The 13,584-nt window shown below is 64.1% G+C and carries 13 protein-coding genes and 1 riboswitch; of the genes, 9 read left to right on the forward strand and 4 right to left on the reverse strand.

Going from position 1 to position 13,584, the window contains the following annotated elements:
* Positions 1-36: 36 nt before the first annotated feature.
* A complete protein-coding gene (purH, locus tag ACP92_RS02060; protein ID WP_013232459.1) occupies positions 37-1,608 on the forward strand; it encodes a bifunctional phosphoribosylaminoimidazolecarboxamide formyltransferase/IMP cyclohydrolase in 1,572 nt (523 codons plus the stop codon).
* A 111-nt stretch (positions 1,609-1,719) separates the two neighbouring features.
* On the opposite strand, the gene ACP92_RS02065 is transcribed toward purH, so the two are convergent.
* On the reverse strand, positions 1,720-2,763 hold the full coding sequence (locus ACP92_RS02065) for a MerR family transcriptional regulator (RefSeq protein ID WP_013232460.1): 1,044 nt from the start codon (positions 2,761-2,763) through the stop codon (positions 1,720-1,722).
* A gap of 94 nt (positions 2,764-2,857) precedes the next feature.
* On the opposite strand from ACP92_RS02065, the gene ACP92_RS24135 reads away from it, so the two are divergent.
* From ACP92_RS24135 to ruvC, 4 genes are all read left to right on the forward strand, one after another.
* Positions 2,858-3,037: a DUF2256 domain-containing protein gene (locus ACP92_RS24135; RefSeq protein WP_081441873.1), complete on the forward strand. Its 180-nt coding sequence runs from the start codon at positions 2,858-2,860 to the stop codon at positions 3,035-3,037.
* A gap of 11 nt (positions 3,038-3,048) precedes the next feature.
* The gene (locus tag ACP92_RS02070) at positions 3,049-4,368 is read left to right on the forward strand and encodes an FAD-binding domain-containing protein (RefSeq protein WP_013232461.1); all 1,320 of its coding nucleotides are present in this window, start codon (positions 3,049-3,051) and stop codon (positions 4,366-4,368) included.
* On the forward strand, positions 4,358-4,771 hold the full coding sequence (locus ACP92_RS02075; RefSeq protein WP_013232462.1) for a thiol-disulfide oxidoreductase DCC family protein: 414 nt from the start codon (positions 4,358-4,360) through the stop codon (positions 4,769-4,771). Before ACP92_RS02070 ends, ACP92_RS02075 begins: the two co-directional genes overlap by 11 nt.
* 70 nt (positions 4,772-4,841) lie before the next feature.
* Positions 4,842-5,384 carry a crossover junction endodeoxyribonuclease RuvC gene (ruvC, locus tag ACP92_RS02080; protein ID WP_013232463.1) on the forward strand — a complete coding sequence of 181 codons (543 nt, stop codon included), beginning with the start codon at positions 4,842-4,844 and terminating at the stop codon, positions 5,382-5,384.
* On the opposite strand, the gene ACP92_RS02085 is transcribed toward ruvC, so the two are convergent.
* A complete protein-coding gene (locus ACP92_RS02085) occupies positions 5,381-6,322 on the reverse strand; it encodes a DUF808 domain-containing protein (protein WP_013232464.1) in 942 nt (313 codons plus the stop codon). The genes ruvC and ACP92_RS02085 overlap by 4 nt on opposite strands.
* Before the next feature lie 113 nt (positions 6,323-6,435).
* Between ACP92_RS02085 and ruvA the strand changes: the two genes are divergently transcribed.
* From ruvA to ACP92_RS02105, 4 genes are all read left to right on the forward strand, one after another.
* Positions 6,436-7,014: a Holliday junction branch migration protein RuvA gene (ruvA, locus tag ACP92_RS02090; RefSeq protein ID WP_013232465.1), complete on the forward strand. Its 579-nt coding sequence runs from the start codon at positions 6,436-6,438 to the stop codon at positions 7,012-7,014.
* Positions 7,015-7,053: 39 nt separating this feature from the next.
* Entirely contained in the window at positions 7,054-8,109 is a 1,056-nt protein-coding gene (gene ruvB, locus ACP92_RS02095) for a Holliday junction branch migration DNA helicase RuvB (RefSeq protein ID WP_013232466.1), read from the forward strand.
* 179 nt (positions 8,110-8,288) lie between these two features.
* A complete protein-coding gene (locus ACP92_RS02100) occupies positions 8,289-9,131 on the forward strand; it encodes a 2-keto-4-pentenoate hydratase (RefSeq protein WP_013232467.1) in 843 nt (280 codons plus the stop codon).
* A gap of 19 nt (positions 9,132-9,150) precedes the next feature.
* Positions 9,151-9,606 (forward strand): YaiI/YqxD family protein, encoded by a 456-nt coding sequence (locus tag ACP92_RS02105; RefSeq protein ID WP_013232468.1) that lies wholly within the window; start codon positions 9,151-9,153, stop codon positions 9,604-9,606.
* An 11-nt stretch (positions 9,607-9,617) separates the two neighbouring features.
* On the opposite strand, the gene ACP92_RS02110 is transcribed toward ACP92_RS02105, so the two are convergent.
* Together ACP92_RS02110 and ACP92_RS02115 are read right to left on the reverse strand one after the other, a co-directional pair.
* Positions 9,618-10,082, reverse strand: a complete 465-nt coding sequence (locus tag ACP92_RS02110; RefSeq protein WP_013232469.1) for a DUF2147 domain-containing protein — start codon at positions 10,080-10,082, stop codon at positions 9,618-9,620.
* Positions 10,083-10,239: 157 nt separating this feature from the next.
* Positions 10,240-13,050: a valine--tRNA ligase gene (locus tag ACP92_RS02115; RefSeq protein WP_041310031.1), complete on the reverse strand. Its 2,811-nt coding sequence runs from the start codon at positions 13,048-13,050 to the stop codon at positions 10,240-10,242.
* 409 nt (positions 13,051-13,459) lie between these two features.
* A riboswitch (TPP riboswitch) is annotated at positions 13,460-13,570 on the forward strand.
* Positions 13,571-13,584: the final 14 nt, after the last annotated feature.

Here is a 13,584-nt window from a genome sequence, read left to right on the forward strand (position 1 = left end):
TTTCAGGTTTCCCTTCCTTTTCCAGTCTTGCCTACCATGATCAAACAAGCACTCATTTCCGTATCCGACAAGGCAGGCGTGCTCGATTTCGCGCGCGCGCTGTCCGCCATGGGCGTCAACATCCTGTCCACCGGCGGCACCGCCAAGCTGCTGGCCGACAATGGCGTGCCGGTCACCGAAGTGGCCGACTACACCGGCTTCCCGGAAATGCTGGATGGACGCGTGAAGACGCTGCATCCCAAGGTGCATGGCGGCATCCTGGCCCGTCGTGATTTCCCCGAGCACGTCGCCGCCCTGCAACAGCATGGCATCCCCACCATCGACATGGTGGTGGTGAACCTGTACCCGTTCCAGCAGACCGTGGCCAAGGAGGAATGCTCGCTGGAAGACGCGATCGAGAACATCGACATCGGCGGCCCGGCCATGCTGCGTTCCTCGGCCAAGAACCACAAGGACGTGATCGTCATCTGCGACCCGACCGACTATGAAGGCGTGCTGGCCGAGCTGAAGTCCGGCGGCGACCTGCCCTACGAAAAGCGCTTCGCGCTGGCCAAGAAGGTGTTCGCCCACACCGCGCAATACGATGGCGCCATCACCAACTACTTCACCTCCCTGGGTGAAGACAAGCAGCACAGCACCCGCAGCGCCTATCCGTCGACCCTGAACCTGCACTTCGAGAAGGTCCAGGACATGCGCTACGGCGAGAACCCGCACCAGAGCGCCGCCTTCTACCGCGACATCAAGAAGGTCGATGGCGCCCTGGCCAACTACACCCAGCTGCAAGGCAAGGAACTGTCCTTCAACAACATCGCCGACGCCGACGCCGCCTGGGAATGCGTGAAGAGCTTCGACCCGGCCACGGAAGCTGCCTGCGTCATCATCAAGCACGCCAACCCCTGCGGCGTGGCCATCGGCGCCAACCCGCTGGAAGCCTACAGCAAGGCCCTGCAGACCGACCCGACCTCGGCCTTCGGCGGCATCATCGCCTTCAACCGCGAAGTGGATGCAGCCGCTGCCGAAGCCGTGGCCAAGCAATTCCTGGAAGTGCTGATTGCCCCGTCCTTCAGCGCCGAGGCCAAGCAGATCTTCGCTGCCAAGCAGAACGTGCGCCTGCTGGAAATCCCGCTGGGCACGGGCCTCAATGGCTATGACTTCAAGCGCGTCGGTGGCGGCCTGCTGGTGCAGTCGCCCGATGCCAAGAACGTGCTGCTGGCCGACGTGAAGGTGGTCAGCAAGAAGCAGCCGACCCCGCAGCAACTGCAGGACCTCATGTTCGCCTGGCGCGTGGCCAAGTTCGTCAAGTCCAATGCCATCGTCTTCTGTGGCAATGGCATGACCCTTGGCGTGGGCGCTGGCCAGATGAGCCGTATCGATTCGGCCCGCATCGCTTCCATCAAGGCCCAGAACGCCGGCCTGACCCTGGCGGGTTCGGCCGTGGCCTCGGACGCCTTCTTCCCGTTCCGCGATGGCCTGGACGTGGTGGTCGATGCGGGTGCGACCTGCGTCATCCATCCGGGCGGTTCCATGCGCGACCAGGAAGTCATCGATGCCGCCAACGAGCGCGATGTCGTGATGCTGCTGACCGGTACCCGTCACTTCCGTCACTGATCTCCGATCGCTCAGACAAAGACGCCCGGCTTCGTGCCGGGCGTTTTGTTTTTCACGTCCGCACCCGCCTCTGCCTCCCGTTCGGACCGGGCAGGGCCAAGGCGCAGTGCCTCAACCCAGCTCGGCGGATGTCGCGCCCTCTGCGATCAAGCCTTCATGCTCGGCAATCCGCGTCAAGGCCATCTCGAAGCGCTGGCGCGATTCCGAGGTCAGTTGCTGCAGGTATTGATGCAATTGCGCATCCGCCACATTGCGGTTGGCGCACTGCGCGCTGTAGCGCTCGAACTGCGACAGCTGCATCAGCAGTTCAGCCACATGACGCGGGCATTCGCAGGCCACCGTGGTGGACTGGTTGGCGAAGGCGATGAGCTGGTTGTCGCTCCAGCGGCGCGGTGGCAGCACCGTACCGGCAGCCATCTCCTCGCGCGCGGGAGAAGACAGGGCGACCAGTCCGCGCAGCCACTGCAGGATCACCACGTCCGGCTGCGGCGCGCGCAGCAGGCTGATGCCCACCGCCGCCAGCGTCTCGCACACCGCTTCGCTGGCAAATCCATACAGCACCGCCATCGGCAGTCCGCTCAATGCCGGCGCCGAACTCTCCAGCGCACCCAGCCAGCCGGCGTGCAGTTGCGGTTCGTGCAGCAGCAGGGCGTCCACTTCTTCACGCTTCAAGGCCATGGCCGCCTGTTCGATGTTCTCGAACGGCCCCAGCAATTGCAGCGGACGCCCCAGGCGTTGCAGCAGGCCGGGCTTGTCCAGGCGCTGCGCCAGGGTGGAGCCGATCACGGCCAGCCGCCAGCGCCCTTGTACTGCCTCCGGCGGGGTGGGGCGGCCGGCGTGCAGTTCGGCGTGGGTGGCGGCGACTTGCTGCAATTGCTCCATGTCCAGCCCGGCCAGGCTGCCGATGGCATGACCGAGTTCGGTCAGCTGGCGGATCAGCGCCAGCCGGCGCACATCCGCTTCCGAATACAGGCGCTGTCCGCTGGGGGACAACTGCCCCTGGGTCAGCGCGTAGCGGCGTTCCCACACGCGCAGCGTGGCCACCGGCATGCGCAGCATGCGCGCCACGGCGCCGGTGCGGCGCAGTGGGGCAGGGCCTTTTTCCTCGGGCGAGGAAGTGGAAGAGGTGGGGGCGGTGGGGATGGGCTCGGTCATGATCTCAATGTGAATCAGGTTTGACGCAGATTATACGCATAATATTGCGTCAATGAGTCAAGCGTGAATCGATAATTCTGTAGAATCCTGAGTCATGAAGCCGAAAACCCGGGTCAAAGGACATCGCGGCAACAAGTCCTACCTGCCCAGCAAGCCTTGTGCGGTCTGCGGTCAGCCCATGAGCTGGCGGCGCAGTTGGATGCGGAACTGGGACGAGGTGAAATATTGTTCAGAGGCCTGTCGTCGTCGCCGCAGCGTCCAGCCTGATCCTTGAGGAGTGCCGTCATGTATCGGAAACATCAATTCGATCTGTTGCTCGACACGGTCGTGGCTGAGGAGGCGGTCGAGCCTGCTGCTCTGGTGTCCTCTGCCTCCCCTGCTTCCCCCACCTCTTTTGACCTGCTGACCCCGCTGCCCACCCTGGCCGCCGCACGCGAGCGCATCGCCGCCGTGCGCCCCGGCGCCTATGCGCGTACCCGCAACAGCCTCGACGGCGCGGTCACCGGATTGTCGCCCTATCTGACGCACGGCATGGTCAGCCTGCGCGACGTGCTGGCGGGGGTGTGTCAGCGTTATCCGCTGGAGGTGCAGCACAAGTTCGTCTATGAACTGGGCTGGCGCGCCTTCTATCGCTATGTCTGGTCGCGTCGCGGGGCGCGCATCTTCGATTCCCTGCACGCCGGCCCCTTGCCCGAGGCCGCCTATGCGCGCGAGCTGCCCGATGACATTCGCGCGGGAGCTACCGGCGTGCCGGTCATCGACCAGGCCGTGCGCACCCTCTACGCCACCGGCAACCTGCATAACCACGCCCGCATGTGGCTGGCCAGCTATGTCGTGCATCTGCGCAAGGTGCATTGGCGCGCCGGCGCGGACTGGATGGTGGGCCATCTGCTGGACGGCGACCTGGCCAGCAATCACCTGAGCTGGCAATGGGTGGCCGGGACCGGCAGTCACAAGCCCTACCTGTTCAATGCCGAGAACGTGGCCAAGTACGCGCCGCCGCAGTGGCACAGTCCGGGCACGGCCCTTGATGTCAGCTATGAGGCGCTGGGCGAGCTGGCCCTGCAGCCTGACCCGGTTCCGGCGGAACCGGGCGGGCGCAGGCTAGTGCGCTGCCAGGAACCGGCCCTGCTGGCCGAGCCGCCCAGCAGCCTGGACGTCTGCGCTCCCGATGCCCAGGCCGTCGCGGGCCGCGATGTCTGGCTGGTCCATCCCTGGAGCCTGGGCGAACTGCCCGCCACGCTTGGCCCGGAGACCGTGGTGGTGGGACTGTACCTGTCGGACTTCCACCTGCTCTGGCCCTGGGACCAGCGCCGTTGGCGCTTCGTCGGCAGCCGCATGCGCGAGCTGACTTCATTGCGCTGGCATGGCGACGCCGCCAGCGTCGGACGCGCCTTGAAGGCTGCGCGCAGCGTGCGCTGCCAGCTTGATCCTCACCTGGCTCCCTGGTTGCCGCTGTGGGCGCAATGCCAGAATCCGCCGGCGCTGTTCCCGCCGGTGGACAAGCCCTGCGACCTGTTTACCCAATGGTGGCGGCGCAGCACCCAGGGTCTGCAGACGGCTGCGCAATTACTGGCGGCCGAAGGGCGGCGTGATGAGCGATGACAGCCGCACCTCCAAGGGCGAGCTGACCGTGCTCTACGACGGCGGCTGCCCGCTGTGTCGCCGGGAGATCGGCTTGTACCAGCGCATTGGCGAGGATGCGCCCTTGCGCTTCTGTGATATCAGCCAGCCCTGTATCCCGGCAGATGAACTTCCCGTGGGCCTCACACGCGCCCAGTTGCTGGCGCGCTTTCATGTGCGTCGCGAGGACGGTGCGGTCTTCAGTGGCGCCGAGGCCTTCGTGCAACTGTGGCAGACCTTGCCCGGCTGGCGCTGGCTGGCGCGTCTGGCGCGGTTGCCAGGGATGCTGTGGCTGATGGAGCGCAGCTATCGCGGCTTCCTGCGCCTGCGTCCGGCCATCCAGCGCTGGGTCGTGCGCCTGGAGCGCCGCCGGGGACCTTGCTGACCTCCCAGGCGTCCCGACCGCGCAGTGTTCCAGCGCCTGCCTGAGCGCCTGATCGGTTAGACTGGCGGGCATGAAAATCCTCGGTATCGACCCAGGCTTGCGTACCACCGGTTTCGGGGTCATCCACAAGCAGGGCAACACACTGTCCTACATCGCTTCCGGCACCATCAAGACGCCGGACGGCGATCTTCCCTCTCGCCTCAAGGTCATCCTGGCCAGCGTGGGCGAAGTGGTGAAGTCCTATACGCCTGATTGCGCCGCCATCGAAAAGGTGTTCGTCAACGTCAACCCGCACTCTACGCTGCTGCTGGGGCAGGCCCGTGGCGCGGCGATCTGTGCGCTGGTGGCGGCTGACCTGGCGGTGGCCGAATACACGGCCCTGCAGGTCAAGCAGGCCGTGGCCGGCCATGGACGCGCCCAGAAGGCGCAGGTGCAGGAAATGGTGGCGCGGCTGCTCAAGCTGCCCGGGCTGCCCGGCACCGATGCCGCCGACGCCCTGGGCGTGGCGATCTGCCACGCGCATGGGGGAGGGGTCTTGTCCGACCTCGGCGCACTGGCCCCGGCGCTGGCGCGCAAGGGCATCCGCATGCGCGGCGGGCGTCTGGTCGGTTAGTTCTTCTTCCTGAAGAGCGACAGCACGCGCTGCGCCAGCTTCACCACCACCAGCACCACCGCCCCGGCGACCACGCCAAAGAGCGCATTCAATACCGCAGGAGCAATCGCGCCCAGTACCGGGCCGATCACCGCCACGCCCTCTACGGCCACCGCTGCCGCTTCGATGGCGTGATGAGCGAACGGCAGGCCATGCGTCAGGATGCCGCCGCCGACCATGAACATGGCGATGGTGCCGATCACCGACAGGCTGCGCATCATCTTCGGCGCGGCCGCCAGCACGGCGCGACCGATGCCGGCCTTGATGCGCCCCCAGGCGCTGGCGCTGGCGTGCTGCACCAGGTACAGGCCGCCATCATCGAGCTTGACGATGCCCGCCACCAGGCCATACACCCCCGCCGTCATGATCAGCGCGATGCCCACCAGCACCGTGATCTGCTGCTGCAGGGACGCGCCGGCGACAGTGCCCAGCGTGATGGCGATGATCTCGGCCGAGAGGATGAAGTCGGTGCGCACAGCGTCCTTGATCTTTTCCTGCTCGTAGACCAGCGGGTCGATGTCTTCGGGGGCCCTGGCGGCCACTTCGTGATGCTCTTCGTCGTGCGGCAGGTATTTGTGGGCCAGCTTCTCGAAGCCCTCGAAGCACAGGAAAGCACCGCCCAGCATCAACAGCGGCGTCACCGCCCAGGGGATGAAGGCGCTGATGGCCAAGGCGGCGGGCACCAGGATGGCCTTGTTCTTCAGCGAGCCCTTGGCCACCGCCCACACCACCGGCAATTCGCGCTCGGCGCGCACGCCGGCGACCTGCTGGGCATTGAGGGCCAGGTCGTCGCCCAGCACGCCGGCGGTCTTCTTGGCCGCCACCTTGGTCATCAGGGAAACATCGTCGAGAACGGTGGCGATGTCGTCAATCAGTGCAAAAAAGGCGCTGCCGGCCATGTTTTTCCTTTGTCTTCTCTCTGTGAGGGGGGCTTGGATACTGTTTATCCGAACAGTGCTGTATCATCCCGGGATTATCACAGAAGCTGCACCTCACGCACACCACTGACGCCATGATCGGTCGCCTCTCCGGAATTCTTCTCGAAAAACTTCCCCCCAACCTGCTGGTGGACTGCCAGGGCGTCGGCTATGAAGTGGCCGTGCCCATGAGCACCTACTACAACCTGCCGGCCCTGGGCGAGAAGGTCACGTTGCTGACGCACCTGGCCATCCGCGAGGATGCGCACATCCTGTTCGGGTTTGGGACTGCCGAAGAGCGCAATACGTTCAAGGAGCTGATCAAGATTTCGGGCGTGGGCGCGCGTACCGCGCTGTCCATCCTCTCGGGCATGTCGGTGGCCGACCTGGCCCAGGCCGTCACCCTGCAGGAAGCCGGTCGCCTCACCCGTGTGCCCGGCATCGGCAAGAAGACCGCCGAACGCCTGCTGCTGGAGTTGAAGGGCAAGCTCGGCGCCGATCTGGGCGCGGTGGCCGGCGTGGTCCACAGCGACGCCAGCGCCGACATTCTCAACGCCCTGCTGGCGCTGGGCTATTCGGACAAGGAAGCGACCCTGGCCATGAAGCAGGTGCCCAAGGACAGTACCGTCTCGGACGGCATCAAGCTGGCCCTGAAGGCGCTTTCCAAGGGCTGATGCACAGGTCACAGGTAAAGGGCAGACAAGGATTAGAGCATGAGCATCCAGACCGACGATTTCTCCGAACAGCGCATCATCTCCGCCACGCCGGCTTCGGCCAACGAGGAAGCCATCGAGCGCGCCCTGCGGCCCAAGCAGCTGGACGAATACGTCGGCCAGGAAAAGGTGCGCGCCCAGCTGGAAATCTTCATCTCCGCCGCCCGCAAGCGCGGCGAGCCGCTTGACCACACCCTGCTGTTCGGCCCGCCCGGCCTGGGCAAGACCACCATGGCCCACATCATCGCCCGCGAGATGGGCGTGAACCTGCGCCAGACCTCAGGCCCCGTGCTGGAGCGCGCCGGCGACCTGGCCGCCTTGCTCACCAATCTCGAGGCCAATGATGTGCTCTTCATCGACGAGATCCACCGCATGTCGCCCGTGGTGGAGGAAATCCTCTACCCAGCGCTGGAGGATTATCAGATCGACATCATGATCGGCGAAGGCCCGGCCGCCCGTTCGGTGCGCCTGGACCTGCAACCCTTCACCCTGGTGGGCGCCACCACCCGCGCCGGCATGTTGACCAACCCGCTGCGCGACCGCTTCGGCATCGTCGCCCGGCTGGAGTTCTACACCCCGCCCGAGCTGGCCCGCATCGTCACCCGCAGCGCCGGGCTGTTGAATGCCCCCATCGTCGAGGACGGCGCGCTGGAAATCGCCCGCCGCAGCCGTGGCACCCCGCGTATCGCCAACCGCCTGCTACGCCGCGTGCGCGACTATGCCGAGGTCAAGGGCCAGGGCCGCATCACCCGCGAGATGGCCGATGCCGCCCTCGTGATGCTGGATGTGGACCCGGTCGGTTTCGACCTGATGGACCGCAAGCTCCTGGAGGCAGTGCTGTTCAAGTTCGGCGGCGGCCCGGTCGGGCTGGACAACCTGGCCGCAGCCATCGGTGAAGAACGCGACACCATCGAAGACGTGCTGGAACCCTACCTGATCCAGCAAGGCTACCTGCAGCGCACCCCCCGTGGCCGTATCGCCACCGGCGCGGCCTACCAGCACTTCGGCGTGACGGCGCCGCGCACCAGCCCCAATGGCGACCTATGGGGTGGCTGAAGCCGGTCGGCGCCTGCTGTCCAAGCCTTTCCCGGTAGCTGAACAACAGCGCCGCACAGTGCCGCATAGACTGATGAAATTTTTGTCAGATCTCGTATAAAAGCGAGTTTTTGCTTGTGCAAAAACTAATCGTCATCGACAATGGATAGCTATTCACTATCTTTCGATGTGAGCCCTCCATGCTAATGTCGAGCCAAGCCCTTCGATACGCGCATCAGTTGCTGGATGCCCGCGCCCAGTCCAAGGTCATCCCGCGCATTTCCGAGTCCGAACCGCTGTCGGTAGAAGACGCCTACGAGATCGCCCACAACATCCGCAACATCCGCGTGGCCCAGGGCGAGCAGCCCATTGGCCGCAAGATCGGTTTTGTGGTGCGCAAGAACTGGGAACGCTACGGCATCATCGATGATGCCCGCATCCCGACCTGGGCGCCGATGTACGATACCACCGTGCGCTTCGCCGAAGACAATCACGGCCTGCAGTCGCTGACCGGCGCGGTGCAACCGCGCATCGAACCGGAGATCGTCTTCAAGCTGGGCAAGACGCCGGCACCGAATGCCTCGCTGGAAGAACTGGCCGACTGCCTGGAATGGATGGCGCACGGTTTCGAGATCGTGGTCTGCCCCTTCCCGAAATGGGAATTCACTGTAGCCGACTCGATTGCCGCCTTCGGCCTGCATGGCACCTTGATCGTGGGCGAGCCGCATGTGCTGTCCTCGGCCAGCCGGCATCACCTGCCGCAGATCCTGGCCAGCGCCAGCGTGTCCCTGTCCTGCAGCACCGAGTCCGCCAGCGTCCTGCGCGCCGCCGGTTTCTGCAATGACGAGATGGACAGCCCCCTGCATGCCCTGTGGCACCTGCACCAGCTGCTGCAGAAGCAGACCCGCTTCCGCAAGCTGCAGGCCGGCGAGATCATCACCACCGGCACCTGGACCGACGCCTGTCCCATCGAGCCGGGCCAGACCTGGACCACGGCCTTCTCCGGCGTGACCCTGCCGGGCCTGACCGTCTCCTTCGTCTGAGCCGGGACCTGTTGCGCTGATGGCGATCTGGGTCGATGCCGACGCCTGTCCGGGCGTCATCAAGGACATGCTGTTCCGGGTGGCCGACCGCACCACGATCACCGTCACGCTGGTAGCCAACCGGCCCTTGCGCACGCCGCCTTCGCGCTACATCAAGTCCATGGTGGTGCCCGCCGGCTTTGACGTCGCCGACCGCGAGATCGCCCGCCTGGTCGCGTCCGGCGATCTGGTTGTCACCGCCGATATCCCGCTGGCCGCCGAGGTGGTGGCCAAGGGCGCGCTGGCGCTCAATCCGCGCGGCGAACTCTATACGGCCCAGAACATCGGCCATCACCTCAGCACCCGCAATTTCATGGAAGAGCTGCGCAGCAGCGGCGTGGAAACCGGCGGCCCGGCCGCCTTCAGCGCCGGCGATGGCCGCGCCTTCGCCCGCGAGCTGGACCGCTACGTGCTCAAGGCCTCACGTCCGGTCTGAGCGCCCTGCGTTTATTGTTCGCGCAACCAGGTCTGGGTGCGCCCCAGCATGGGCATGCCGACATAACCGCGCACGTTGAGCTTCTGCCCGTCATCGATGACCGAGAGCTTGCTCTTGTAGACCTTGCCATTGGCCGGATCGATGATCTGGCCGCCGTTGTACTCATCCCCATCCTTCTTCAGGCCCGACAGGATGGTCATGCCGATGATCGGCTTGTCCTTCAACTCCCCCTCGCATTTCTGGCAGACCGGGTTCTGGTCTTCTTCTGGCGCACGGAAGAGCTTCTCGATCTTGCCGCTCAGTTCGCCATTGTTCTCGCTGATGCGGATCAGGGCCTTGGGCTTGCCGGTGGCGTCATCGATGCTTTTCCACAGACCGACCGGCGAACCGTCGGCCCAGGCAGCGGTGCTGGTCAACAGGCTGGTGGCCAGCAGTGACAGGGCGAGCAGATGGGAAGGGGAGGTAATACGGGGCATGGTTGGTCTCCTGTTATCCATTCAAATGCCATAAAAAAGCACGATTGTTCTAATTTATTCGATCCAGTCTAGACAAGCCCGCTGCACAAGGCAAGCACAAAAAACAAAAGCCGCCGCCCCACAAGGGGACGACGGCTTTGGCAGGAAGCGGGCCGGCTTACTTTAGCTTGGCCAGTTGTTCCTTCACCTTTTCCAGCGTAGCGCTGAAGTTGGCAACGCGTTCCTTCTCCTGCGCCACCACCGCCTCGGGCGCACGGGCCACGAAGCTTTCGTTGGACAGCTTGCCATTGGCCTTGGCGATCTCGGCGGTCAGGCGGGTGACTTCCTTGCCCAGGCGTTCGCGCTCGGCGGCCACGTCGATTTCCACCTTCAGCATCAGCTTGACTTCGCCGACGATGGCCACCGGCGCCGGCGACTCCGGCAACTGCGCCACCACCGTGGTTTCCGACAGGCGCACCAGGCCTTGCAGGTAGGGCAGGAAGGATTCCACGGCCGACGCATCGGCGGCTTCCACGATCAGCGGCACGCGCAGCGACGGCGCCAGTTGCATCTCGCCGCGCAGGTTGCGGCAGGCGTCGGTGTAGGCCTTGAACTGGGCGACCCAGGCTTCGGCTTCGGCATCGATCTTCTCCAGGTCCGGACGCGGATAGGCCTGGCGCATGATGGAATCGCCCGCCGGATCGGGCTTGCGATCGGTCAGCGGCGCGACGCTTTGCCACAGCTGTTCGGTAATGAAGGGCAGCACCGGATGCGCCAGGCGCAGCACGCTTTCCAGCACGCGCAAGAGGGTGCGGCGGGTGGCGCGCTGTTGCGCTTCATTGCCGCTCTGGATCTGGGCCTTGGCCATTTCCAGATACCAGTCGCAGTACTCGTCCCAGACGAACTTGTAGATGGCCGTGGCGATGTTGTCGAAGCGGTAGTCGGCAAAGCCCTTTTCCACTTCGGCTTCGGTCCGCTGCAAGAGCGACACGATCCAGCGGTCAGCCTTGGAGAACTGCAGCTTTTCCTTGTCGCAGACGCCCTTCTCGTGGCCGTCGAAACCGCAGTCCTGGCCTTCGGTATTCATCAGCACGAAGCGGGTGGCGTTCCAGAGCTTATTGCAGAAGTTGCGATAGCCTTCGCAGCGGTTCAGGTCGAAGTTGATGTTGCGGCCCAGGGTCGCCAGCGAGGCGAAGGTGAAACGCAGCGCATCGGTGCCGAAGGCCGGGATGCCATCGGCGAATTCCTTGCGGGTGGCCTTCTCAATGCTGGCCGCCTGCTTGGGATTCATCAGGCCGACCGTACGCTTGGCCACCAGCTCGTCCACGCCGATGCCATCGATCAGGTCGATCGGGTCCAGGGTGTTGCCCTTGGACTTGGACATCTTCTGGCCCGAGGCATCGCGCACCAGGCCGTGGACGTAGACGGTGTCGAACGGCACCTTGCCGGTGAAGTGCGTGGTCATCATGACCATGCGCGCCACCCAGAAGAAGATGATGTCGAAGCCCGTCACCAGCACCGAGGAGGGCAGGAACAGCTTGTAGTCCGGCGTTTCTTCCGGCCAGCCCAGGGTGGAGAAGGGCACCAGCGCCGAGGAGAACCAGGTATCGAGCACGTCTTCATCGCGCTTGACGGCACGGCCGCCGGCTTGCGCACGGGCTTCTTCTTCGGTGCGGGCCACGTAGATGCCGCCGTCCTCGTCGTACCAGGCCGGGATCTGATGGCCCCACCACAGTTGGCGCGAGATACACCAGTCCTGGATGTTGTTGAGCCACTGGTTGTAGGTATTGGTCCAGTTCTCGGGCACGAACTTGATCTCGCCCGAAGAAACCTTTTCCAGTGCGGTCTCGGCAATCGACTTGCCGGGGAAGAAGGTCCCTTCCGGCGCCGGCTTGCTCATGGCCACGAACCATTGGTCGGTCAGCATCGGCTCGATCACCACGCCGGTACGGTCGCCACGCGGCACCATCAGCTTGTGCGGCTTGACCTGTTCCAACAGGCCCAGCGCGTCCAGATCGGCCACGATCTGCTTGCGCGCCTCGAAGCGGTCCAGGCCCTGGTACTTCTCGGGCGCGTTCTCGTTGATAGTGGCCTTCAAGGTGAAGACGCTGATCATTTCCAGGTTGTGGCGTGCGCCGACCTGGTAGTCGTTGAAGTCGTGGGCCGGGGTGATCTTCACGCAGCCGGTGCCGAATTCCTTGTCGACGTATTCATCCTTGATGATGGGGATCTCGCGGCCCACCAGCGGCAGCTTGATCATCTTGCCCACCAGCGCGGCGTAGCGTTCGTCAGTCGGGTCCACCGCCACGGCGACGTCGCCCAGCATGGTTTCCGGACGGGTGGTGGCGACCACGATATGGCCGCTGCCATCGGCCAGCGGGTACTTGATGTGCCACATGGAACCGTCTTCTTCTTCCGACACCACTTCCAGGTCGGAGACCGCGGTGCCCAGCACCGGGTCCCAGTTCACCAGGCGCTTGCCGCGATAGATCAGACCCTGCTCGTAGAGGCGCACGAAGACTTCGGTGACGACCTTGGACATCTTCGGGTCCATCGTGAAGTATTCGCGGGCCCAGTCGGTGGAGGCGCCCATGCGGCGCATCTGGCCGGTGATGGTGGAGCCGGATTTTTCCTTCCACTCCCACACCTTCTCGACGAATTTTTCACGGCCCAGGTCGTGGCGCGAGACCTTCTGTGCATCCAGCTGGCGTTCCACCACGATCTGGGTGGCGATACCGGCGTGGTCGGTGCCGGGGATCCAGGCGGTGTTGTAGCCGCGCATGCGGTGGTAGCGTGTCAAGCCATCCATGATGGTCTGGTTGAACGCGTGACCCATGTGCAGGGTGCCGGTCACATTGGGCGGCGGCAGCTGGATGGAAAACGAGGGCTTCTCCGCGTCGGTGGTGGCGGCGAAGTAACCGCGCTTTTCCCACTCCTCGCGCCAGAATTTCTCAATCTCGGCGGGCTCGAACGACTTGGCTAATTCCATGATTTGACGTGTGTTTTTGCGAAACCCAACATTATAAGGGACGGATAGGGCAAATCTCGCAGAGGTGTGAAATTGGGCCTTGAAGATGCCCAATTTAGCCGACATTCACGCGTTTTCTGCTAGTTTCCCGTGGGAATTGAATTTGAGGAGTTAGTGATGGAAGAAAATGAAATCCTTCAGCCAGAGACGAAGGAGCTTTCCCTTGTTGAATTCATGCGGCGTTCTCCACTGTTCGGTTGCGAGGACATCACTTTCGAGCGTGAAAACGGTCCTCTGCGTTCCTGCAACTTTCTAGAATCGGGTCCGGAATGTTGCGCTGCACACTCAACCCATCCGAAATGAAACCTTGTTCCTCACGCCAATTGGAGTAGAATCCGGCCCACGACAAGGACTGCGCAAGCAGCCAGCGTCGCACCGCTAGGGGTCCTGGCGCTCAAGCTCATGCTTGGGTAGCCGGGTGAGAAATACCCTTGAACCTGATCTGGATAATGCCAGCGAAGGGAAGCAACCGGCAGCTTGACGTACCCACGGCCC

Source organism: Herbaspirillum seropedicae (assembly GCF_001040945.1).
Lineage (GTDB): Bacteria > Pseudomonadota > Gammaproteobacteria > Burkholderiales > Burkholderiaceae_D > Herbaspirillum > Herbaspirillum seropedicae.